The 23,231-nt window shown below is 65.1% G+C and carries 18 protein-coding genes; 11 read left to right on the top strand and 7 right to left on the bottom strand.

Features of this window, described 5'->3' with window-relative positions; genetic code table 11:
* Window positions 1-291 precede the first annotated feature (291 nt).
* Window positions 292-1,872, top strand: a complete 1,581-nt coding sequence (locus CVM73_RS34135) for an ATP-dependent acyl-CoA ligase (protein WP_100236198.1) — start codon at window positions 292-294, stop codon at window positions 1,870-1,872.
* 107 nt (window positions 1,873-1,979) lie between these two features.
* Here CVM73_RS34135 and CVM73_RS34140 read toward each other — a convergent pair whose 3' ends face one another.
* The 3 genes from CVM73_RS34140 to CVM73_RS34150 form a co-directional block, all read right to left on the bottom strand.
* Window positions 1,980-3,074: an HD-GYP domain-containing protein gene (locus CVM73_RS34140; protein WP_100236164.1), complete on the bottom strand. Its 1,095-nt coding sequence runs from the start codon at window positions 3,072-3,074 to the stop codon at window positions 1,980-1,982.
* A 406-nt stretch (window positions 3,075-3,480) separates the two neighbouring features.
* The gene (locus CVM73_RS34145) at window positions 3,481-5,775 is read right to left on the bottom strand and encodes a xanthine dehydrogenase family protein molybdopterin-binding subunit (protein WP_100236165.1); all 2,295 of its coding nucleotides are present in this window, start codon (window positions 5,773-5,775) and stop codon (window positions 3,481-3,483) included.
* Window positions 5,772-6,263: a (2Fe-2S)-binding protein gene (locus CVM73_RS34150; RefSeq protein WP_036002624.1), complete on the bottom strand. Its 492-nt coding sequence runs from the start codon at window positions 6,261-6,263 to the stop codon at window positions 5,772-5,774. The genes CVM73_RS34145 and CVM73_RS34150 overlap by 4 nt, the downstream gene beginning before the upstream one ends.
* 356 nt (window positions 6,264-6,619) lie before the next feature.
* Here CVM73_RS34150 and CVM73_RS34155 point away from each other — a divergent pair, with 356 nt between their 5' ends.
* From CVM73_RS34155 to CVM73_RS34165, 3 genes are all read left to right on the top strand, one after another.
* On the top strand, window positions 6,620-7,384 hold the full coding sequence (locus CVM73_RS34155; RefSeq protein WP_100236166.1) for an alpha/beta fold hydrolase: 765 nt from the start codon (window positions 6,620-6,622) through the stop codon (window positions 7,382-7,384).
* 24 nt (window positions 7,385-7,408) lie between these two features.
* A complete protein-coding gene (locus tag CVM73_RS34160; protein ID WP_100236167.1) occupies window positions 7,409-7,744 on the top strand; it encodes a hypothetical protein in 336 nt (111 codons plus the stop codon).
* Window positions 7,745-7,921: 177 nt separating this feature from the next.
* The gene (locus CVM73_RS34165) at window positions 7,922-8,596 is read left to right on the top strand and encodes a dienelactone hydrolase family protein (RefSeq protein WP_100236168.1); all 675 of its coding nucleotides are present in this window, start codon (window positions 7,922-7,924) and stop codon (window positions 8,594-8,596) included.
* Window positions 8,597-8,750: 154 nt separating this feature from the next.
* Here CVM73_RS34165 and CVM73_RS34170 read toward each other — a convergent pair whose 3' ends face one another.
* The 3 genes from CVM73_RS34170 to CVM73_RS34180 form a co-directional block, all read right to left on the bottom strand.
* Window positions 8,751-9,497, bottom strand: a complete 747-nt coding sequence (locus CVM73_RS34170) for a polysaccharide biosynthesis/export family protein (RefSeq protein ID WP_100236169.1) — start codon at window positions 9,495-9,497, stop codon at window positions 8,751-8,753.
* Between the two features lie 274 nt (window positions 9,498-9,771).
* Window positions 9,772-10,428, bottom strand: a complete 657-nt coding sequence (gene msrA / locus CVM73_RS34175) for a peptide-methionine (S)-S-oxide reductase MsrA (protein ID WP_100236170.1) — start codon at window positions 10,426-10,428, stop codon at window positions 9,772-9,774.
* 164 nt (window positions 10,429-10,592) lie between these two features.
* Window positions 10,593-10,910 carry a hypothetical protein gene (locus tag CVM73_RS34180; protein ID WP_100236171.1) on the bottom strand — a complete coding sequence of 106 codons (318 nt, stop codon included), beginning with the start codon at window positions 10,908-10,910 and terminating at the stop codon, window positions 10,593-10,595.
* 421 nt (window positions 10,911-11,331) lie between these two features.
* Here CVM73_RS34180 and rpsT point away from each other — a divergent pair, with 421 nt between their 5' ends.
* On the top strand, window positions 11,332-11,598 hold the full coding sequence (gene rpsT, locus CVM73_RS34185) for a 30S ribosomal protein S20 (protein ID WP_024338506.1): 267 nt from the start codon (window positions 11,332-11,334) through the stop codon (window positions 11,596-11,598).
* A gap of 23 nt (window positions 11,599-11,621) precedes the next feature.
* Here the strand turns inward: rpsT and CVM73_RS39885 are convergent, their stop codons facing one another.
* Window positions 11,622-11,771: a hypothetical protein gene (locus tag CVM73_RS39885; protein ID WP_158237642.1), complete on the bottom strand. Its 150-nt coding sequence runs from the start codon at window positions 11,769-11,771 to the stop codon at window positions 11,622-11,624.
* Between the two features lie 1,101 nt (window positions 11,772-12,872).
* Between CVM73_RS39885 and dnaA the strand changes: the two genes are divergently transcribed.
* From dnaA to gyrB, 6 genes are all read left to right on the top strand, one after another.
* Window positions 12,873-14,282, top strand: a complete 1,410-nt coding sequence (dnaA, locus tag CVM73_RS34195) for a chromosomal replication initiator protein DnaA (protein ID WP_027572414.1) — start codon at window positions 12,873-12,875, stop codon at window positions 14,280-14,282.
* 268 nt (window positions 14,283-14,550) lie between these two features.
* On the top strand, window positions 14,551-15,669 hold the full coding sequence (gene dnaN / locus CVM73_RS34205) for a DNA polymerase III subunit beta (RefSeq protein ID WP_100236173.1): 1,119 nt from the start codon (window positions 14,551-14,553) through the stop codon (window positions 15,667-15,669).
* Window positions 15,670-15,871: 202 nt separating this feature from the next.
* Complete coding sequence (gene recF / locus CVM73_RS34210) at window positions 15,872-17,008, top strand: DNA replication/repair protein RecF (RefSeq protein WP_100236174.1); 1,137 nt, start codon at window positions 15,872-15,874, stop codon at window positions 17,006-17,008.
* 109 nt (window positions 17,009-17,117) lie between these two features.
* Entirely contained in the window at window positions 17,118-17,861 is a 744-nt protein-coding gene (locus tag CVM73_RS34215) for a hypothetical protein (protein WP_100236199.1), read from the top strand.
* Between the two features lie 141 nt (window positions 17,862-18,002).
* Window positions 18,003-20,162, top strand: coding sequence for a hypothetical protein (locus CVM73_RS34220; protein ID WP_100236175.1), 2,160 nt, complete (start codon window positions 18,003-18,005; stop codon window positions 20,160-20,162).
* A 452-nt stretch (window positions 20,163-20,614) separates the two neighbouring features.
* Window positions 20,615-23,050, top strand: a complete 2,436-nt coding sequence (gyrB, locus tag CVM73_RS34230) for a DNA topoisomerase (ATP-hydrolyzing) subunit B (protein ID WP_100236176.1) — start codon at window positions 20,615-20,617, stop codon at window positions 23,048-23,050.
* Window positions 23,051-23,231: the final 181 nt, after the last annotated feature.

The raw sequence follows: 23,231 nt of genomic DNA on the forward strand, positions 1-23,231 counted from the left end.
AAATACGCTATTCTGGTGCCGCATGGCGGGGACCTCCTTCCGTGTCTCGAACGTGTGCGAAGCGCTCGAAACACAGAAGAATCCACGTCATGCACCCTGTCCATAACAATCGAACCGGACAGCCGTGGGCCAGGCCCGGCCATGACGGAGGAGAGAGTGCGCGCGCCTCACAAGGCATGGTGCACCCATGGCCCCTCCCCTCCGATTTGCTTCCCGCGCCATCGGATGGCAGGAAGACGCAATCATCCAAAGACAGCCGCCAGCAAGATGCAGGCTGCACCGGGAGGAGCCATGCCAGTTCAACAAACCACGGCCGGAATCGTGGGCCCGTTCGACGGGCTCGATGTGCCCTGGCTGCTCAAGCTGCGCGCCGAGGTCCGGCGTGATCATCCGTTCCTGATCTGGGCGCCGTTCGACGCGCCGGCGCGGCGCTGGAGCTACGGCGAGTTTCACGAGCGCGTCGGTGCGCTCGCGGCAGGGCTCGCCAGGCGCGGCGTCAAGCCCGGCGAATATGTGCTCATTCACCTGGACAATTGCATCGAGGCGATGTTGGCCTGGTTTGCCTGTGTCGAGCTCGGCGCCATCGCGGTCACCACCAACACGCGCTCGGCGCCGGCCGAGATCGAATATTTCGCCGATCATTGCGGCGCGGTCGCCGCGATCACGCAGCCGGCCTATGCGGAAATCGTCGCGCAGAACTGCCGCAACATTCGCTGGATGGCGGTGACCTCGCACGATGCGGGCGCGGCGCCGGCGCAAGCGGCTTCGCGCGGCGACAGCTTCGAATCGCTGTTCGCCGACAGCGCCGAGCGTCCGAGGCGCGCGACCGATCCGCTCGCGCCATGCAGCGTGCAGTACACATCTGGCACGACATCACGGCCGAAGGCGGTGCTGTGGACCCATGCCAACGCGCTGTGGGGCGCCAAGATCAACGCCGCGCACGAGGACCTTCACGCCGGCGACGTGCACCAGGCGTACTTGCCATTGTTCCACACCAACGCGCTGGCCTATTCCATGCTGGCGACGCTGTGGGTCGGGGCGACTTGCGTGATCCAGCCGCGCTTCTCCGCGAGCCGGTTCTGGGGCGTCGCGCGCGAGCACGGCGCGACCTGGACCTCGACGATTCCGTTCTGCATGAAAGCGCTGCTCGAGCAGGAGATCCCGAAGGACCACAAATTCCGCCTGTGGGGCACCGCGATCAACGAGCCGCCGGCCTTCGCCGCCTTCGGCGTCAAGATGATCGGCTGGTGGGGCATGACCGAAACAATCACCCACGGCATCGTCGGCGAGGTCGATCAGCCCAACATCCCGATGTCGATCGGCCGCGCCGCGCCCGAGTATCAGATCCGCATCACCGACGACGAGGGACGGCCGACCGAGATCGGCGACACCGGCAATCTCGCGATCAAGGGCATTCCCGGCCTGTCGCTGTTCGCCGAGTACCTCCACAACGAGAAAGCCACACGCGAGAGTTTTGACGAGCACGGCTTCTTCCTCACCGGCGACCGCGTCGAGCGACTCGAGAACGGCTTCATCAAGTTCGGCGACCGCGCCAAGGACATGCTGAAGGTCGGCGGCGAGAACGTCGCGGCCTCCGAGATCGAGCAGGTGATCGCGCTCGTTCCGGGCGTGCGCGAGGCCGCGGTGGTGGCGAAGAAGCATCCGATGCTGGACGAGGTGCCGGTCGTCTTTATCATCCCGCAAGGCGGCGTCGCGAAGGCTGCACCCGACCTGCATGATCGCGTGATGGAAGCCTGCCGCAAGAGCCTCGCCGACTTCAAGCTGCCGCGCGAGATCAGGCTCGTCGACGACATGCCGCGCTCGACGCTGGAGAAGGTGGCGAAGGCGGAGCTCAGGAAGATGGTGGGATAGCAACGCGCTGCCGTAGCAAAGCGAAGCGTGCCCACCATTCTCTTCACGTATGTGGATAGGTGGTGGGCACGGCGCGATGCGCCTTTGCCCACCCTACGGCACCTTGCTTAAAACGACCCCAGCGCCACGGGCCTGAACGCCTGCAGCAGCTGCTGGTCCAGCTTGCCGCCCATGCCTTCCATCATGGTGAAGGCGCGGGAGTGGGTGAAGGGCATGCGGTAGGCGCGCTTCTCCACCAGGGCGGCGTAGATGTCGACGATCGTCGTCAGCCGCACGATGTCGCTGATCTGGTTCGACGACAGGCCGTTCGGATAGCCGGAACCGTCGAGGAATTCGTGATGATGCAGCACGACGTCGAGCATCTCCGGCGGGAAGCCGCCTTGCGCGGCGAGCGCGTCATAGCCGCGGCGCGGATGCTGGCGGACCTCGGTCATCTCCTCGTCGGTGAGCTTGCCCGGCTTGTCGAGCAGACTTGAGGGAACGAAGGCCTTGCCGACGTCGTGCAGCAGCGCGGCGCGGGTCAGGCGGCGCTGATCATCCTCGCGCATGCCGAGATGCTGGGCGAAGGCGACCGCGAAGCCGGTGACGAACAGGCAGTGGCGATAGCTGCCGACATGATGACAGCCGACCGTGGTGAGCCATTCACGCAGCGAGGAATGCTTGATCGCCTTCAGGATCTTGCTCTCGGCCGCAATCACATCGTCGAAGGTCAGGGGCACGCCGAGCGGCAGCTTCTCGAACATCTTGGTCAGCACCGCATGCGCCGCCTCGACGCCGCGGTTGAGCGTCTTGCCGCGATCGGTCGCGTCATAGGCGGCGGTGTCCGGGAAGGCGGCGCGGATGCGCTGAAGGATGGCGTCCGCCTGGAGCGGCCGTGAGATGGTGTCGGTGGCCCCTAACGCCCAGGCCTGCATGGTGCCGTGATGCAGGGCATCGGCGAGCACGAACAGCCGCGGCATCGAACGGTAGGCATCGCCGCGCAGCTTGTTGCGCACCCGCTGCACGCTCTCGGGCGAGCGCAGGTTGATGTCGACCACGAGGCCGGAGAGATCGCGCGCCGGCTGGGCCGGGATCGCCTCCGTCGTCACCGTCGAGACATCGCCGACCGCTTTCAAAATGCTGGCGAGCTCGCTGCTTCCGTCGCTCCGGTCGGAGGCGAGCAGAAGCCGACGTTTGGCGGCGGGTTTGGCTGAGGCGTTCATGACTTCCCCAAAGCACGGACAGGATTTGGCGTCAGCCTAAGCCGGATCAGGTTCTCCGGGCCTTAAGAGGCGTGCTCAATGGAACCTTGGGGAATTGGGTGCAATTTTAGGAATCGCTCCGGCGTGGTGGTTGCCATCAAAAGTCGGAAAACAACCCCATGCACAGTAGAACGGATATTGAAAATAAAGGGGAATTTTCTCCGCCCTCGCCCCGCCCCCGCTGTCGTCGCCCGGCTTGACCGGGCGACCCAGTACGCCGAGACGCCGGGGGATACGGAGGAGCCGCGGCGTACTGGATGCCCCCGGTCAAGCCGGGGCATGACAATGAGTGTGGAGATGCAAATGTGCAAAAATCCGCCGGAGGTTGCCTCCGGCGGATCATCTCATTCAGCAATCACGCCCGGCCTTACGCCTTCATGCTCGCCTTCACGGCCTCCGCCGTGATCGGCAGAGCGCGGACGCGGGCACCGCTGGCATTGAAGATGGCGTTGCCGATGGCCGGCGCCACCACCGTCACCGCGGGCTCGCCGACGCCGGTGGCCTTCTCGCCATTGGCGATCACGGCAACCGCGACCTCGGGCGTCTGGCTCATGCGCAAGGGCGTGTAGCTGTCGAAATTTGTCTGCTCGATGCCACCGTCCTTCAGCGTCGCCTTCTCGTACATCGCCAGCGACAGGCCCCACAGCGCCGCACCCTCGACCTGGGCGCGGATGTTGTCGGGATGGACCTGCGTGCCGACGTCGGTTGCGACCGTGAGCTTCTTCACGGTCACGGCTCCCGACGGCGCGACGGCGACATGAGCCACGCACGCCGTCCAGCTCGCGGACGCGCGCTCCTGCGACGACACACAGGCAACGCCCATGCCCTCGCCTTTCGGCAATTGCTTGGTGCCGTAGCCGGAGAGTCCCATCGCGGCGAGCAGCGTGTTGCGCAAGCGCTGCGCGCCGCCGTCGTTCTTGCCGGCGCCGTCGAGCAGCGAGATGCGGAACTGGGCGGGATCCTTGCCCGTCGCCGCCGCGATCTCGTCGATCATGCTTTCGACCGCCCAGAAGGTCCAGCCCGGCGCCACCGAGCGAAGCTGCCCGGACGGCGTGGCATTGTGCGCGAGCTCATTCTTGATCGCGCGCACATAATGGTTGGGCACGGTGTAGAAGAAGTCGGCCCCGTTCACCGTAAAGGAATCGAGCGGACCCTTCTTATCGACCGAGGGGGTGAGAAAGTCAGGGATTCCCCAGCGCGCGGTCGGCCAGGCCGAGACCACATCGTGGCTGATCGCAATGAGCTTGCCATCGCCGTCGACGCCGGCCTTGACCTTTTGATAGGTGAGCGGACGCGAGAAATCCATCGTCATGTCGTTCTCGCGCGAATAGATCACCTTCACCGGCTTGCCGACCGCCTTCGCCGCCTGCACGGCGGGAATCATCATGTCGGCATCGAGCCGCCGGCCGAAGCCGCCACCCAGCCAATGCTGGTGCATGACGACGAATTTCGGATCGATCCCGGCCGCGCCTGCCGCGATCGCGCCGGAGCGCGTCGCGAACTGGTTGCCGGAATAGATGTGCAGGATGTCGCCCTTGAACTCCGCGGTGGCGTTCATCGGCTCCAGCGGCGCGTGGATGTTGATGCTGGTGGTGTATTCCGCCTCCACCACCTTGGCCGCCGAACCGAAGGCAGCAACGGGATCGCCGTCCTTGACGAAGAACTGGCCGGAATCTTCCAACTTCTGGAGCCGCTTGGCTTCATCGAGCAGCGACTGGCTCGACAATTTTGCATTCGGACCACCGTCATAGGCGATCTTCAGCGCATCCGCCGCCCTGCGTGCATTGGCGTAGGTATTGGCCACCGCGACCACCCAGCCGGAGGTGGTTCCGGTCTTGTCGTCGAGGATGACGGCTTTGATGAAGCCCGGCACCTTCTTGGCTTCGCTGTCGTCGACTGATTTCACGGTCGCGCCGAAGCGCACAGGTGGGGTCACCACCTTGCCGTAGACCATGCCCGGCAGCATCACGTCGATGCCATACTTGGCCGTGCCGTTGGTCTTGGAGGGGATGTCGAGCTGCGGCACCGAGACGCCGACCATGGTGTATTGATCCGGCGTCTTCAGCTTGATCGCCTTCAGCTCGTCCGGCGTGAAGGCTTTCGTCGCCTTGCCGCTCTTGACGATCTCCGCAAAAGTCATCTGCTTCTTCGACTTCGGATGCAAGATCACGGAGTCGCGGACCACGAGCTGATCCTTGAAATAAGGCGGCAGGCCCATGGCGGCGGCCGCCGCCTCGGTCAGTGCGATGCGACCGGCGGCGCCAGCGCGGCTCATCGCCTCGAAGTTCATCATGGTCGACCAGCTGCCGCCGGTGATCTGCGCGCCCAGCACGGGATCGTTGAACTTGGGATCGTTGGAGGCGAGCTGCACGCGCATGTCGCTCCACTTCGCGCCCAGCTCCTCACAGACGATCTGCGCCATGGTGGAGGCGATGTGCTGGCCCATGTCGGCCTTGCCGCAGGTCACGGTGACGAGACCATCCGGCGAGATCGCATACCAGACGCTCGGCTCGAAATTGGCGGGCGCCGCAGCCGCCGCAGACTCGATGCCGGGCACGCCGGCATAGCCGAGCACGAGGCCGGTCGCGGCGGTCCCGACCAGGAAGGAACGGCGGCTGAGATCGGTCGTCTCGGGCGTGAGGTTCTTCACGTGGCTATTCATGTGGGCCTCCGCTCGCTCGAGGTGGCGGACGCGGTGCGCATCTCGGATGCGGCGCGCATGATCGCTTTCTGGATCCGCGAATAGGTCATGCAGCGACAGAGATTGCCGTCCATATGCGCGACCACTTCCTCCTTGGTCGGATTCGGATTCTTCGCGAGCAGTGAGGCCGCCTGCATGATCTGGCCGGACTGGCAGTAGCCGCATTGCGGCACCTGCTCGGCGATCCACGCCTTCTGCAAGGGATGATCGCCCTTGGCGGACAGCCCTTCGATGGTGGTGATCTTCTTGCCGGCGACGTCGCCAACCATGGTCTGGCACGAACGTACGGCTTCGCCGTTGACGTGAACGGTGCACGCACCGCACAGCCCGGCACCGCAGCCGAACTTGGTGCCCGTCATCTGCAACTGCTCGCGGATCGCCCAGAGGAGCGGCGTGTCATTCGCCGCATCCACGGACAGACTCCGCCCGTTGATGGTGAGTGTTGGCATAGGCGTCTTCCCCTGCCGGTGCATGAAGCCGCTTACGGCGGCAATTTGTGCGGCGGACGCCCACCGGACTGGCGTCAGCCTTGGCAGCGAGAATGATCACGTTCAGCACTGGAAGCAAATGCAATTTGGAAGCAGTCGAAAAAACCACCCCGACACGTACTCGTTGTGCGCCGCGCCAACCGCGCCGACGCAGCCACTGGACACAACAGCGCGTGTGTCAGACATGCGTGCCATCGCATTCAGGCAGTTTCTTCCAGGTAACTTGGCAAAGTAGAATGCAGCCAACGGCGAGCCTTACTCTCCCTGGAGAGGGAAGCACTGAGGTCGCGGCCAGAATAAAACAAAAGGGCGGAAACATGCCGAAGATCAATCGGGATGGCATCGAGATCTACTACGAGGTTCATGGCGATGGACCGCCGCTGCTGCTGACCCATGGCTATTCCTCGACCTCGGCGATGTGGCATGGCCAGGTCGATGCGCTCGCCAAGGATCACAAGCTGATCTTGTGGGACATGCGCGGCCATGGCCAGTCCGATTATCCCGACGATCCCAACGCGTATAGCGAAGCGCTGACTGTCGGTGACATGGCGGCGATCCTCGATGCGGTCGGCGCAAAGCGGGCCATCATCGGCGGTCTCTCGCTCGGCGGCTACATGTCGCTCGCGTTCTATCGTGCACATCCGGAGCGGGCCCGCGCGCTGCTGATCATCGACACCGGCCCCGGCTTCAAGAAGGACGACGCGCGCGAGGCCTGGAACGCGCGGGCGCTTGTCACCGCCGACAGGCTCGACCGCGAAGGACTCGATGTGCTGAAATCGGCGACGCGCGAGCGCGCCACCGCGAGCCATCGTAACGCCAGGGGGCTGGCGCTTGCCGCGCGCGGCATGCTGACCCAGCGCGATGCGCGCGTGATGGAGCTGTTGCCCGAGATCAAGGTGCCGTCACTGATCGTGGTCGGCGCCGACGACACGCCGTTCCTCGCCGCGTCCGACTACATGGCGGCAAAGATCCCCGGCGCACAAAAGGTCGTGATCCCCGCCGCCGGACACGCCGTCAACATCGATCAACCCCAGGCTTTTGTTGACGCGGTCGCGCCTTTCCTGAAGAACTTGCCGGCATAGGTCGATCAAGCAAGGACGTAGGCGATGAAGCTGATGATGCTGGCTGCGTGCACGATGTTGCTGTCGATATCTGCGCAAGCCGAGCCGTTCGGTGCGGTGCCGCCGCGCCAGCCCTTCGCCGCGACCTTGTCGAACAACACGCCGCTCGCCTTCGGCATGGATGCCGAACAGACCGCGCGCGCCCTCGGGCAGCCGCTGCAATATGTGCGGGGACGTCCGGGCAACGAGATCTATCTCGCGCTGCGCAACATCGGCGGCAGCGGCCTGATCCCCTACCGCCACCGCCTGTTCCTGCAATTCCGCCATGGAAGTCTGGCAGGATGGAAGGAGGATTACGGCGAGAACTGGATGTGGGAGTGAGCCCAGCTCTCGATCCTCATGGTGAGGAGCGCGCCCTTGCGCGCGTCTCGAACCATGCAGGCCCGCCTCTCGCAGCTCGGGCCTCTATCCTTCGAGACGCGCGTTAAGACGCGCTCCTCAGGATGAGGAGAGAGAGCGGAATTCGTAGTCGAAAACCAACCAGGAAGGACGACCCGCGTGGGACAGGACATCAAGCTGACGGCCTCCGACAATTTCCAGCTCGGCGCCTATCGCGCTGATCCCTCAGGCACGCCGAAAGGCGCGGCGGTGGTGATCCAGGAGATTTTTGGGGTCAATCACCACATCCGCTCCGTCAGCGACCGCCTTGCTGGGGAAGGCTATGTCGCGATCGCGCCGTCGATCTTCGACCGGACGTCGCCGAACTTCCAGTCGGGCTATTCGCCGGACGAGATTGCGGAGGCGCGCAAGTTCGTGGCCAATCCGGACTGGGCCGCGATGCTGCGCGATACGCAGGCGGCGATCGACGCCGCCAGAAGCGTTGGGCCCGTGGGCATCATTGGCTTCTGTCTCGGCGGCAGCATCGCCTTCGTCGCGGCGACGCGATTGACCGGCCTGAAGGCCGCGGTCGGCTATTACGGCGGCGCGGTCCTGCGCTTTGCCGACGAGACGCCGAAGGTGCCGACGCAGCTGCATTTCGGCGAGAAGGATGCCGGCATCCCGCTGACCGACGTCGAGGCCATCAAGACCAAGCGGCCGGATGTCGAGGTCTTGATCTATCCGGGCGCCCAGCATGGCTTCCATTGCGACGAGCGCGCCAGCTACGACAAGGCCAGCGCCGACATCGCCTGGCCGCGCAGCATGGCGTTCTTCGCGAAGCATTTGACGCGGTAGCGCGCACGTCTCTCCGCCGTTGTTCCGGGATGCGCCGCGAAGGGGTGCAGGCCCGGAATCCATTAGGCCGCGGAGTCGGTGGAGGAATGGATTCTCAGGTGCGCAATTGCGCACCGTAGCTCGCGCTTACGCGCGCCCCGGAATGACGAAGGTGCTAGAACCAGCGCTCGCCGACGAACACGGTGTCGCCCGGTGCCAGGGGCGTGCCGAGCGGCACCACGGCGCGCATGGCGCCACCGTTCTCGGTGTGCGTGACGGTGACCATGTCGCGCTTGGCGCGCGGCGAGAAACCGCCAGCGATGGCGACCGCACTCTCGACCGTCATGTTCGGCACATAAGGATATTGGCCGGGCGCGAGGACCTCGCCGAGAATGAAGAACGGACGATAGGCCTCGATCTCGACCGCGACCGAGGGCTCGCGGATGTAGCCGTTGCGCAGACGTGCGGCGATCTCGCCGGCAAGGCCCGCCGTGGTGCGGCCGCGCGCCGGCACGGCGCCGATCAGCGGCATGGTGATGGAGCCGCCGGCGTCGATCGAATAGCTGTTGGTGAGACCTTCCTGGCCGTAGACCACGACGCGAAGCTTGTCGCCGGCGTCGAGATGGTAGGAGGCGCCATTGCGCACCGGCGCTGCCATCGGCGCGCCGTAGCCGACCGGCATGGGTGCGGGCGAGGCGGCAAAGGAATTGCGCAGCGCGCCGATGGCGCCGCCGCCGTCGGCGACGACAACCGGCTGCGGCGCGCTATAGGGCTGGCCATAGGCCATCGCATCGAGATCGGGACGGGGCTGCACCATCGCGACCGGGCTCGCGGTCTGCATGCAGCCGCCCAGGGCGAGCGCGGCGGACGCTGCCAAGGACGCTGCCAAGATCGACCATCTAAACGCGCGTGCAACCGGCACCGGACCTATCCCTCGAAACGAGACGGGTCCAGTGATGCACCGGTTATGGTTAATAAAGCGTTTGCGGGAGCGCCGGTGACGGCGGCCACCCTCCCCTGGAGGGGGAGGGTCGCTACGCATGAAGCGAAGCGGAATGCGTAGCGGGGTGGGGTGATCTCTCCACACGAACACTGTTGGACGTGGAGAGACCGTTACCCCACCCCGCTCGCGCTGCGCGCGATCGACCCTCCCCCTCCAGGGGAGGGTAAGGGTCGCAGGCTTCGTCGACTTACGACTACGCGCTCACGCCCGCGCCGATCGGGCAAGACACGCCGGTGCCGCCGAGGCCGCAATAGCCGGCGGGATTCTTCGCCAGATATTGCTGATGGTAATCCTCGGCGAAATAGAATTCGCCGGCGGGGGCGATCTCGGTGGTGATGGTGCCGAGGCCCTTGGCGGAAAGCGCCTTCTGATAGAGCGCCTTCGACTGCTCTGCCGCCTTCTGCTGCGCATCGGAATAGGTGTAGATCGCGCTTCGGTACTGCGTGCCGACGTCGTTGCCCTGGCGCATGCCCTGCGTCGGGTTGTGGCTCTCCCAGAACGTCTTCACGAGCTTCTCGTAAGAGATCCTGTTCGAATCGAACACGACCAGCACCACTTCGGTGTGGCCGGTGCGGCCCGAGCAGACTTCCTCATAGGTCGGGTTCGGCGTGTGACCGCCGGCATAGCCGACGGCAGTCACGTGGACGCCGTCACCGAGCTCCCAGAACTTGCGCTCGGCGCCCCAGAAGCAGCCGAGGCCGAACACCGCCTGCTCGAGGCCGCCCGGATAAGGCGGCTTCAGCGTCGCGCCGTTGACGAAATGGGTGATCGCGGTCGGGATGGCCTGCGTACGGCCCGGCAGCACCTCAGTTGCGCTCGGCAATGCGGTGGTCTTGCGCATGAACAGCATGACGGATCTCCGAAGCGAGCTGTCCGTCGCTTGAGCCAAGCGGGAAACCAGGCAGCTCAGGCGCCGTGCTCGCGATGAGGTGGGACTATAGGCATCTACGCGGCCAGAGGCAGCCCTGTTACGCGGCCGCCAGCTCCAGGCTCAGTCGCGACGGGAATTGAAGATCAATCCCGGGAATAGCCGATCAACGGCTTGCGCGGACGGAACAGGATCATCAGCAGGATGCCCAAAATGCCGAGGACGGCGAAGACCGGCTGCTCCAGCACAAGGCGGATCACCGAGGTCCAGAGCCAGGGCGCCTTGGCCTCGACCCAGGTGCGGAACGCCGACTGGCTGGCCTGATTGATGTCGTTCCAGAACTGGCCGAACCGGGTGAATTTGAGGGACTGGTCCGCCACCCAGCGGGCGCCGTCATAGACCATGAAGATGAACCCGCCGGCGAGCAGCAACAGCCCAATCAGTCGGAAAAAGCCGCGGATCATGCCTCACCTACGATAGCCGTCCGATCGGACGACCTCTTGGAACGTTGCCAGCCAATAGCCGGGCGACGGCAGAAATTCAACCTCTTCAGGGCGTTAGGGCGCCCATCCAGGCCGCCAAAGGCCGGATTTCCAGCTCCGAAAGCGTTGACGGTGCTAAAGACCCTCTCTATAAGGGCGCCAATTGGCGGTGGGCGCAATCCTGCCGCCGCTGTTCTTTGAGCAGTTGCAGGCACCTTGAGCTTCAAGACTCTCTTGGGGTTGAAGACTCTTTGGAGCCTCAGAGACAGCCGCAAGGCCGTCGCTCATGTTCCGGGAACGGCCAGCAACCGAACACCCTAAATCCGAGCGTCGATTACGCGGTCAAGCAAGCCGGCGCTATCCGACCAAGACGCGACCGGTACCCGCAAAGGACATTGAGACCATGGCCAATACCACTTCCGCCAAGAAAGCGACGCGCAAGATCGCCCGCCGCACCGCCGTCAACAAGTCGCGCCGCACCCAGATGCGCGGCGCCGTGCGCACCGTCGAGGAAGCCATCAAGAGCGGCGATCGCGCTGCTGCCGTGAAGGCACTCGCGACTGCCGAGCCCGCCTTGATGCGCGCCGCCCAGCGCAACATCATTCACAAGAACAACGCCAGCCGCAAAGTCTCGCGCCTCACCGCGCAGATCGCCAAGCTCGCCAAGTAGTCTTGCGAAGTAGTCTTGCGAAGTCATCGCGCGAAATCATCTCGCGGCATCATCTGATCGGTCGACCCGGTCAGCGCGTCAAACAGCCCGGCATCGCGCCGGGCTTTTTTGTTGACTGTCATATTCACGCAAGCAGTCACGCGAAGCTCGATCTTCGCTTGGACGATTTGCATCGTCTGCGTTATTCTTCGTCCCGTAGTTCTACCGGACGGTGTACTGCAACGGCGCAAACTTCACTGCGTTGCAAAAACTGCTGTGCCGCGGGCTCGAATTGAATCCGCGACCGAGAAGGGCTCTGCACACCGTAGATTCACCGGAAGGTGTGTCACGGTGGAGTTACCCTGCAAAACGAGTCTCGAAAAGCGATGACTCAATAATCACTTATCAACATAGCAACGACAAGCATTTGGAAAATTCGCCCGCACGTCGAGCGCGTGACGAATTTGTAAAAAAATTTTGGCGGTGGCCGGGAATTGTCACATGAGCTGCGGCATTCTCGATTCTGTGCACGGATTCAAAAACTTGCTTCGCAGCCTGTGAACAAGTCGCGCGCGGCGTTAACCGAGGTCAAGTTTTTTGGTGCCTCAAGTGTGAATCAATTTCGTTGCGAGTCTTTCCGCTTAGTGTATTCCTTAAGTCGTCAGCGGCGCCCACGATCTTCAGACCAGCGCGGTTTAGGAAACGGGGCGAGCGTGCAAATCGGCGGCGATGTGCACGTAGGCGACGCTTCAACAAGCGATGTCGGTACAAAACCCATAGCAATGTGGGAATGGTAGTTATTTGTCTGAATGTCTCCAAGCGGGATCTTCTCGCTCGCGCCAAGCGCAATGAGAGACATCGCAACGCTACCCCGGCGCCGCAAGGTGGCGAAGTCGAGCGGACGACCAGTACATTGGGCAGGCATCCGCGACAGGAGTACGGCGCGGTTGTCTTCAGGACACGCAGGACCTTGTCGTGAGCGATCACGGCAGGACGGGGAGGTATCATGTCTTACGGACTCAACGCGGTATTGAAGCACGTTTCCTATTCCAGCGATGCCGTTCCAGCTCCGTCGGATCTCCAGCCCCCCGCGTGTGACGGAGCGCCGAGTACGCGCTGACCTCGCGACCCCTCCATCTCTGACATCGCTGATCTGACCTGCGGCGTTCGCGCCGAATGGTCGAGCCATGCCTGACGATGGACTCGCTCGAGGTCGCGCCACTTCAGGGACCGTGGCAGGAACCCTGCATGGCGCTCACAACGCAACTATATCTCTCAAGAGAAGTTTTCTGACGATGACAATGGAACAGGATCGCTGGTCACGCGTGAAGGGTCGGCTGCGCTCGAGCGTTGGCGAGGACGTCTACACGAGCTGGTTTGCACGCATGGATCTGGAAGGCGTGCAGGACGAGAGCGTGCGGCTCTCGGTGCCGACGCGATTCCTGAAGAGCTGGATCCAGGCCCATTATGCCGAGCGCGTGCTGTCGTGCTGGCAGGCCGAGATGCCGGAAGTGCATCGCATCGACCTCACCGTTCGCTCCGCGGTGCGTCCGGTGGCGCAGCCGAAGGAAGCGCCCGCGCCGGTCGAGGCGCGCCGCGCGCCGACGCCGGAGCTGCGCTCGACCGCGACCGCGCCGGTCTCGGCCAATCACGACGCGCTCGGCGGCTCGCCGCTGGATCCGCGCCTGACCTTCGCGAGCTTCGTCGTCGGCCGCTCCAACACGCTGGCGCATGCCGCCGCGCGTCAGGTCGCCGAGGGACGTCGCGGCGATCCCGTCATGTTCAACCCGCTCTACATTCATGCCGGCGTCGGCCTCGGCAAGACACATCTCTTGCAGGCCGTGACCTGGGCCGGCAATTCCGGCAACGAGCGCAAGGTGCTGTATCTCACGGCGGAGAAATTCATGTACGGCTTCGTCGCTGCGCTGAAGACGCAGACGGCGCTGGCCTTCAAGGAAGCACTGCGCGGCATCGACGTGCTCGTGATCGACGATCTCCAATTCCTGCAAGGCAAGTCGACGCAGGCCGAGTTCTGTCACACGCTGAACGCGCTGATCGACGCCGGCCGCCAGGTCGTGATCGCGGCCGACCGTCCGCCGTCCGACCTCGAAAGCCTCGATGACCGCGTGCGCTCGCGGCTCGCCGGCGGACTCGTGGTCGAGATGGGCTCGCTCGGCGAGGAGCTGCGCCACGGCATCCTGAAGTCGCGCGTCGCGGCGGCCCGCGCCCATCATGCGACGTTCGAGGTGCCCGAGGAGGTGCTGCATTATCTGGCGCGCACCATCACCCATAACGGCCGCGACCTCGAGGGCGCGATCAACCGTCTGCTCGCGCATTCCAAGCTCAACAACCGGCCGGTGACGCTGGAGATGGCGGAGCACGAGGTGCGTGACCTGGTGCGGCCGCAGGAGCCCAAGCGGATCAAGATCGAGGACATCCAGCGCGTGGTGGCGCGGCAGTATAATGTCAGCCGCTCCGACCTGTTGTCCTCGCGCCGCACCGCCAACGTGGTCCGTCCGCGCCAGGTGGCGATGTACCTCGCCAAGACGCTGACCCTGCGCTCGCTGCCCGAGATCGGCCGCCGCTTCGGCGGGCGCGACCACACCACCGTGCTGCACGCGGTGCGCAAGATCGAGGCGCTGGTCTCCAAGGACACGGCGCTGTCCGAAGAGGTCGAGTCGCTGAAGCGCCAGCTTCAGGAATAAAGGCCTAGGCCTCCTGCCATTCTGCCGCCGCCTCGGCCATGCCCGGGCGGCGGTTTTCGTTTGGGCGGTAAATCGTGGGAATCGTCCGGAACTGGCCCCCGATCCCTTGAATCCGCGGGCCATCCGAGCCACCTTGCGCGACCCTGACGGCTTTGGTCATATCGGGTGGATGACCCAGCCCACCGGGGGTCTTCGGTGCCGCGGCGCTTTTCGGCTGCCCGGCTTTTTCCAACGCTGTGTTTTCCTTGGGGATCGGGCGAGTAGTGCAATGAAGGTTACGGTCGAACGCGCGCAACTCCTGAAATCGCTGGGCCATGTCCACCGCGTGGTCGAGCGCCGCAACACGATCCCGATCCTCGGCAACGTGCTGGTCCGGGCCGAGAACGCCAAATTGTCGCTGAAGGCGACCGACCTCGACCTCGAGGTGACGGAGACGCTGCCGGCGGAAACCGCGACCGCGGGCTCCACCACCGTGCCGGCGCACATGTTCTACGACATCGTCCGCAAGCTGCCTGACGGCTCGCAGATCGTGCTGGAAGCCGATGGCGACCGCGCGGTGCTGGCGATCCGCGCCGGCCGCTCGCGCTTCACGCTGCAGACGCTGCCGGAGAATGACTTCCCGGATCTCGCCGCCGGCGACATGTCGCACTCCTTCTCGCTCGCCGCCAAGGACGTCAAGCGGCTGATCGACCGCACCCAGTTCGCGATCTCCACGGAAGAGACGCGCTACTACCTCAACGGCATCTATCTGCACGCCGCCGGCACGGCGAAGGCCGCAACGCTGCGCGGCGTCGCGACCGACGGCCACCGCCTCGCCCAGCTCGATCTGGTGCAGCCCAAGGGGGCCGAGGGCATGCCCGGCGTGATCGTGCCGCGAAAGACCGTCGGCGAGGTGCAGCGCCTGATCGAGGACACCGAGACCGAGATGACGATCGAGCTGTCGCAGGCAAAAATTCGCTTCACGATCGGTAACGTCGTGCTGACCTCAAAACTGATCGACGGCACCTTCCCCGACTACGGCCGCGTCATCCCGCAGAACAACGACAAGGAGCTCGTCGTCGACAAGAAGGATTTCGAGAACGCGGTCGACCGCGTCTCCACCATCTCCAGCGAGCGCGGGCGGGCGGTCAAACTGTCGCTGTCGGCGGGCAAGCTGGTGCTGTCGGTGACCAATCCGGATTCCGGCAGCGCGACCGAAGAGCTCGAGGTCGAATACGCCGCCGACGCCCTCGATATCGGCTTCAACTCCCGCTATTTGCTCGACATCGCCGCCCAGATCGAAGGCGACGTCGCAACGCTCCGTCTCGCCGACCCCGGCTCGCCCACCCTGGTGCAAGACCGCGACGACAAGAGCGCGCTGTACGTGCTGATGCCGATGCGGGTGTGAGGGGCGCCCTCTCGACCATCCATCGGAGCCGTAGGGTGGGCAATGCTCGCGCCGCAGCTCGAAGAGCGAAGGCGAAAGCGTGCCCACCATGCAGCGGCGCAGATCGCGGCCAGACGTGGGCACGGCGCGCGCAGAGCGCGCCTTTGCCCACCCTACGGCATGCTCCCGCAAAGGGAGAGCGCGCGCCCATGACGAATAGAACATGACCCCCTCCCGCATTCATCGCCTGACGCTGACGCATTTTCGCAATTACCGGGCGGCGGGGCTCGAGACGGCGGCTGACATGGTGGCGCTGGTCGGGCCGAACGGGGCGGGCAAGACCAATTGCATCGAGGCGATCTCGTTCCTGTCGCCGGGACGGGGTCTGCGCCGCGCCACGCTGGAAGATGTCGCCGACAACCAGGGCGACGGCTCCTGGGCGGTGTCGGCGCAGGTCGAGGGCGCGCTGGGGCTCGCCACACTCGGCACCGGCATCGACGCGCCGCGCCCGGACAGCGCAGTCAGCCGGCGCTGCCGCATCGACCGCGAGCCGGTGGGTTCGGCCAGCGCCTTCGGCGACCACATCCGCATGGTGTGGCTGACGCCGGCGATGGACGGGCTGTTCATGGGCGCAGCCTCCGAACGGCGGCGTTTCTTCGACCGCTTGGTGCTCGCCATCGACAGCGAGCATTCCAGCCGCATCAACGCACTCGAGCGCTCGCTGCGTTCGCGCAACCGCCTGCTGGAGACGCGCAATTACGACGACCATTGGTGCGACGCGATCGAGCGCGAGACGGCGGAGCTTGCGGTCGCGGTCGCGGCAACGCGCGGCCAGACCGCGGCAAGGCTCACCGGGATGCTCAACGCACGCGCGCAGGAATCCGCCTTCCCCTCGGCGCAGATCGCGCTCGACGGCTGGATGGAGAACGCGCTGCTCCAGGAGACCGCGACCTCGGTCGAGGACCGCTACCGCCAGATCCTGCGCGACAACCGTCCGCGCGATGCGATTGCCGGCCGCACCACCGACGGCCCGCACCTCACCGATCTGCAGGTCGTCTATGCGCCCAAGAGCATGCCGGCGCGCGATGCCTCCACCGGCGAGCAGAAGGCGCTTCTGATCGGCCTCGTGCTCGCGCATGCGACGCTGGTCGCCGAGATGACCGGCATCGTGCCGCTGCTGCTGCTCGACGAGGTGGTCGCGCATCTCGATCCGAACCGCCGTGCGGCGCTGTTCGAGGAGCTGAAGAAGCTCGGCGCGCAGGTGTGGCTGACCGGCGCGGATCCTGCTGCTTTCGTCGAGATCGGCGCAGGCGGCGAAGTCTTTGACGTCGAGAGCGGACGAGTCTCGGCCCGAAGCTAGGCCGCCGCATTGAACCCGCCCGTTTGCGGCCGCGACTAGCTGCTTGTGGCTGCAAGAAGCAGCCATCGCGCAGGATTTCAGACTGGCGCGATATCCTTGGAGCACGAGCATGGCGACGGTGGGGCGTGGGGCGCAAGCTCCGGCACGATGGCAACTTATTGCGTGCGGCCTCGCTCTCCTCGCAAGCTGCCTGCTCGCGGCAAGCGCCGGCGCCTTCGTGTCTACGCTGCCGCCGCTGTTCTCGGCCGCACTCACGCTGGATCCCGCGGCCAAGCTGCCTGCGCCAACCCGCTACCTCTATCGGGCGATCCACACCACCGTGATGCCCGGCGTCGAGGCTCCGCTCCGGACCAGGCTCGAAGCCCGCGTGCCCGCAGCGCTCGGCGACGTGCTCGCCTTCTATCGTACCGAGCTTCGAAAGCTCGGCTGGCAGGAGCAGCAGGATGATGCGGTGGTCAGCGCCGATCACGCGCGCCTCGCCTTCGTCTCACCGATCGGGCCGGCCGCGCTGGAGCTCGACCGCAAGGACGGCAGCACCTCGGTGCATCTCGTGCAGAAGAATTCGGCAGTCGCGGCCCGGGCGAACGTCCTGCCTGAACCCGGCCAGGCCAAGCTGGTGTTCAGCAATATCGGCGACAACGAAGCCGTGCTTGCGATCAACGAGCGGACGATTCCGCGGCCCGCCGGCGCAAATGCCGTCGCGCTGGACCTCGTGCCTGGCAAATACGCCTACGGACTGAGCGTGCCCGGCCGTCAGGCCACCACGAACATGCTCACCGTCGCAGCTGGCGATACCTGGGAGCTCACAGTCGGGCGCGATGGAGAGGCATGGCCACCGCTCCAGCTGTATTGAGCCCTGTCGGCTGTGCCTATCGCGCCGCCTGTTGAACCTGGCCGGTTCCTGTCGCGACTTCTCGTCTGAGGCCGCGCCGATGGGCTCGCAGCCTGCAATTGCGCGGGCATGAGGACGCGCCAAAATCCGGGAGTTTCGACGATGCCGATGATCCGGCGCGGGGCGCAAGTCCCGGCAAGGTGGCTGCTGGTTGCCTGCGGCGTGCTCGCAATGGCGCCTGCCCCACGTCCTGCGAGCGCAGCCGACGAGGGCATCGTCGATGTCCATACCCTGCCGCGGCTGGACGGCGCGGTGGAGGACACCTCGCGCCCGGACACCTACCGTGTGACATACACCGTGCCGACCCCGGTTGCCGCCACGTCGGAGGCTACGAAGAAGCTGCTGAGCGCGGACGGCTGGGTGCCCTACGTGTATCCGCTGGACGAGAAGAGCACCGCGCTGACTTTCAAGAGAGGGCGGCAGGGACTGCGCATATCCTTCACGCAGGCGCGCGGACGTCCCGACCAGTCCGCCGTGTCCTACACGCCGAACCGGATCTATTCCAACGTGCCTTTTCCGGACGGCGCGACCGAGCTCATGTTCGACGAGACCCGGCCCTATCTCGGCTGCATCGCGCCCGGCGCGCTCGATGCCGCCTCGGAGTTCTTTACAAAGGAGATGACGGCGTTGGGATGGCGCAAGCTCACGCCCGAGACGGCATCGCGCTGGCCGAATGCCGATCTCGGCGGGTCGGTGCCGAACGGCGTGCGTGCCTTCTACGACCATCCCGACGGCGACACGACGCAATTCTACAAGCAGAAGCCGGTGATGCTGACCCTGACGCGCCGCGACGACGGAAGGACCAATGTCGAGATCCGGGTGGCGCCGTTCGCGCTGCCGGAGGTGCTCGAGGCCGACGATGACATGGCCGGCCTGCCGCGGCCCAAGCCGACCAAATCTGCGCGGAGCCTTGGCAGCGCAAGCTTCAACAAGCGCGAGATCTCGGCCGCCGCGATGGCCGAGCTGCCTGCCGTGCGCGCCTTCTATCATCGCGAGCTCGCCGCGCGCGGCTGGCAGGAAGATGGCAGCGCGCCGCTTGCGCCCGGCGACGAGGTCGCGATCAAGATTTCCTCGGCGGAGGAAACCGGCGTGCTGCGGCTCGGCCGCAAATATGATTTCACCATGATCAGCCTGACTGCGCAGGTGAAGGAATCAGCGCTTGCCGCCCGCGCCAAGGCGAAGAAGGAGGCCGACGAGAAGTTCCTTGGCGACGCGCTGGGTGCGGCTCAGCAGCTCATCGCCGCTGACGAGGCCAGGCGCAAGACGCAGGCCGCCTCCCTGTCCGATGCGCCGCTCAATGCGCGCGCCGACGGCAAGGCGCCGGTGCCGCTGCCCGAGACCGCGCAAGATGTGACGTTCGAAGGCGGCGACGGCAGGCTCGAATTCTCGTCCACCTCGAGCGTGAAGGCGCTCAGCACGTTCTACCGTACCACACTGAAGAGTGCAGGCTGGAAAGAGCAACCCTCCGTCATCAACCAGCCCAACATGGCGGTGATGGCGTTCTCCAGGGGCGGCAAGTCGATCTCGATGACGGTGATGCAGATGGGCCCGAAGGTGAATGTCCGCGCCGACGGATCGGGCCTCGTGACGGAAGCGGCCAAGCCTGCCGCCGGCCCGGACGTGCAGGCCAAATCCTCCGAGCCGCTCAAGCCCGACCCCGAATCCCAGCTGCCGGTGCCGACGCAGCGATCGTCGAAATCGCTCGCCACCACAAAGATGCCAGGCAGCGAGACGCCGTTCCGCCGCGAGCTGGAGGCCAGCATCCCCGCTTCGCTCGACGAGGTCCTCGCCTTCTACCGTGCGGAGCTGTCCAAGCTCGGCTGGCAGGAAAAGACCGACGGCGCGATCGTGTCCGCAGACCGCGCGCAGATCGACTTCACCTCGCCGCAGGGCCCGGCCGTGCTCAAGCTCGGCCGCGCCAAGGGCGAGACCACGGTCAATCTGGCGCAGAAGAATGCGGATGCCGCGGTCAAGGCCGACATCATGCCGAAGGCAGGACAGGCGAGACTCATGCTCGGCAATATCGGGCCGAAGGAAGCCTCGCTCACGATCAACAATCAGACGGTGAAGATCGCGGCCGGCGCCGGCGGCCCGCAATCGCCGAAAGGCCCGATGCTCGACCTGCCGCCCGGCAAATACCAGTACGCGCTACGCCTGCCCGGCCGCCCGGCGCGTAGCGAGTCCCTGACCGTTGCCGCCGGCGAGGCCTGGGGCCTCCTGGTGGGGCCGAGCGGCGACATGCTGCCGCTGCAGATGTACTGAGGCCTCCACGAAGCCGGTGCGCTCCCTCTCCCGCTTGCGGGAGAGGGCTGGGGTGAGGGTCTCGCCTCGGTCGAGAACCCCCAGGAGGAGAGAACCCTCACCCGGCGCGATGCGCCGACCTCGCCCGCGAGCGGGAGAGGTTGCACCGAGCCTGGGGCTCCGGCCGATTCAAGCAAGGGCTCGAACGATCTGTTCCGGGCCTCTCGGAACCACCCTTCCTGCCCGCAAAATCCACGCCTTTCGCAACCCGAAACGGCCCCTCGAATCGCGCTTTTTGCAGCGCCCGAAATCGCCCTCCAAAAGCCTTGAAAACCGGCCAAAAAACCCTATCTGCTCAAAGGGTTGCCGGGAGATACTTTGCGCTAGGCGCAAGCGGTCTTTCGTGGCACAAATAGCCCTGCAAATCAGCGCCTTTTGCGCCGCTGATTCGGGCGACATCTCAAAGGCCTCTCATGACAGAACCTGCTCGGCAGCCGCGTGCCGAAAACGAGCCCTCCAACGCGAGCGACTACGGCGCGGAATCGATCCGCGTGCTCAAGGGTCTCGATGCCGTCCGCAAGCGCCCGGGGATGTATATCGGCGACACCGACGACGGCTCGGGCCTGCACCACATGGTCTACGAGGTCGTCGACAACGCGATCGACGAGGCGCTCGCGGGCCACGCCACGCGTGTCGATGTCATCCTCAATGCCGACAATTCCGTCACTGTGCGCGACGACGGCCGCGGCATTCCCGTCGACATCCACAAGGGCGAAGGCATCTCGGCGGCCGAGGTCATCATGACCCAGCTCCATGCCGGCGGTAAGTTCGACCAGAACTCCTACAAGGTCTCCGGCGGCCTGCACGGCGTCGGCGTCTCCGTCGTCAACGCGCTGTCGAGCAAGCTGATGCTTCGCATCTGGCGCGACAACAAGGAGCACTACATCGAGTTCGCCCATGGCGATGCCGTGGCGCCGCTCAAGGTCGTCGGCGATGCCCCGGGAAAGCGCGGCACCGAGGTGACGTTCCTGGCCTCGAACGAGACCTTCAAGAACATCGAATACGACTTCGCCACCCTCGAGCATCGCCTGCGCGAGCTCGCCTTCCTCAATTCCGGCGTTCACATCGCCCTCTCCGACACACGACATGCGGTCGAGAAGCGCGAGGAAATGTACTATTCCGGCGGCGTCGAGGAGTTCGTCAAATATCTCGACCGCAACAAGAAGGCGCTGGTGCCGACGCCCATCATGGTGCGCTCGGAAGCCAACGGCATCGGCGTCGAGGCCGCTTTGTGGTGGAACGACAGCTACCACGAGAACGTGCTGTGCTTCACCAACAACATCCCGCAGCGTGACGGCGGCACCCATCTCGCCGGCTTTCGCGGCGCGCTGACGCGCCAGGTCAACGGCTATGCCGAGGCCAACGCCAAGAAGGAAAAGATCGCGCTGACCGGCGACGACTGCCGCGAAGGCCTCACCGCCGTACTGTCGGTGAAGGTGCCCGATCCGAAATTCTCGTCGCAGACCAAGGACAAGCTGGTGTCCTCGGAAGTGCGTCCCGTGGTCGAGAACGTCCTCAACGAGGCGCTTCAGGCCTGGTTCGAGGAGCACCCGAGCGAAGCCAAGATGATCGTCGGCAAGGTGATCCAGGCCGCCGCTGCCCGTGAAGCTGCGCGAAAAGCGCGCGAGCTGACGCGCAAGAGCCCGCTCTCCGTCTCCTCGCTGCCCGGCAAGCTCGCCGACTGCCAGGAAAAGGATCCGGCCAAGTCCGAACTCTTCATCGTCGAGGGCGACTCGGCAGGCGGCAGCGCCAAGCAGGGCCGCAACCGCGAATTCCAGGCCGTCTTGCCGCTGCGCGGCAAGATCTTGAACGTGGAGCGCGTTCGTCCCGACAAGATGCTGTCGAGCGAGCAGATCGGCACGCTGATCACCGCGCTCGGCACCGGCATCAGCGACGATTTCTCGGTCGAGAAACTGCGCTATCACAAGATCATCGTGATGACGGACGCCGACGTCGACGGCGCCCACATCCGCACGCTGCTGCTCACCTTCTTCTACCGGCAGATGCGCGACATCATCGACGGCGGCTATCTCTATATCGCCCAGCCGCCGCTCTATAAGGTCTCACGCGGCAAGTCCGAACAGTACCTGAAGGACGAGCGCGCGCTGGAAGACTATCTGATCGACGCCGGTCTCGACGATTGCGTGTACATCCCCGGTACCGGCGGCGACCGCTCCGGGCGCGATTTGCGCGCGCTGGTCGACGACGCCCGCGTCGTCCGCAGCATCCTGCGCAACCTGCACAGCCGCTATAACCGCAAGGTGGTCGAGCAGGCCGCCATCACCGGCGTGCTGAACAAGGAGATCTACGGCAATCCCGAGAAGGCCACGGCCGCGGCGCAATACATCGCGAGCCGGCTGGACAACCAGGCCGAGGAGGTCGAACGCGGCTGGGTCGGGCAGTTCGTCGAAGGCCAAGGCTTCCTGTTCGAGCGCACCGTGCGCGGTGTCAAGGAGGCCGCGGTCATCGACGACGCGCTGCTCGGGTCGGCAGAGGCCCGCAAGCTCGACGAGTACACGACCAAGCTCCAGGACGTTTACGCCCGCTCCGGCAAGCTGCGGCGCAAGGACAACGAGCACGTGGTCCACGGTCCGGTCGACCTGTTCGAAGCCGTGACCGATGCGGGCCGCAAGGGCATCACGCTGCAGCGCTACAAAGGTCTCGGCGAGATGAATCCTGAGCAGCTCTGGGAGACAACCCTCGACACCGAGGCGCGCTCGCTGCTGCAGGTGAAGGTCAAGGAGGTCGACGAGGCCGACGACATCTTCACCAAGCTGATGGGAGACGTCGTCGAGCCGCGCCGCGACTTCATTCAGGAGCATTCGCTGAGCGCGACGATCGATATCTGACGCGACGCGTTTTGGTTTGGCGGTGCCAATTGCGCGCACCGATCACCTCTCCCGTAGGGAGAGGTCGGAGCGCATCGCGAGATGCGATCCGGGTGAGGGGTTCTGGTCTCACTGGGTGCCGCAGCCCCTCACCCGGATTGCTACGCAATCCGACCTCTCCCCGTCGGGGAGAGGTGAGGAC

It is taken from the genome of Bradyrhizobium forestalis (assembly GCF_002795245.1).
GTDB lineage: Bacteria > Pseudomonadota > Alphaproteobacteria > Rhizobiales > Xanthobacteraceae > Bradyrhizobium > Bradyrhizobium forestalis.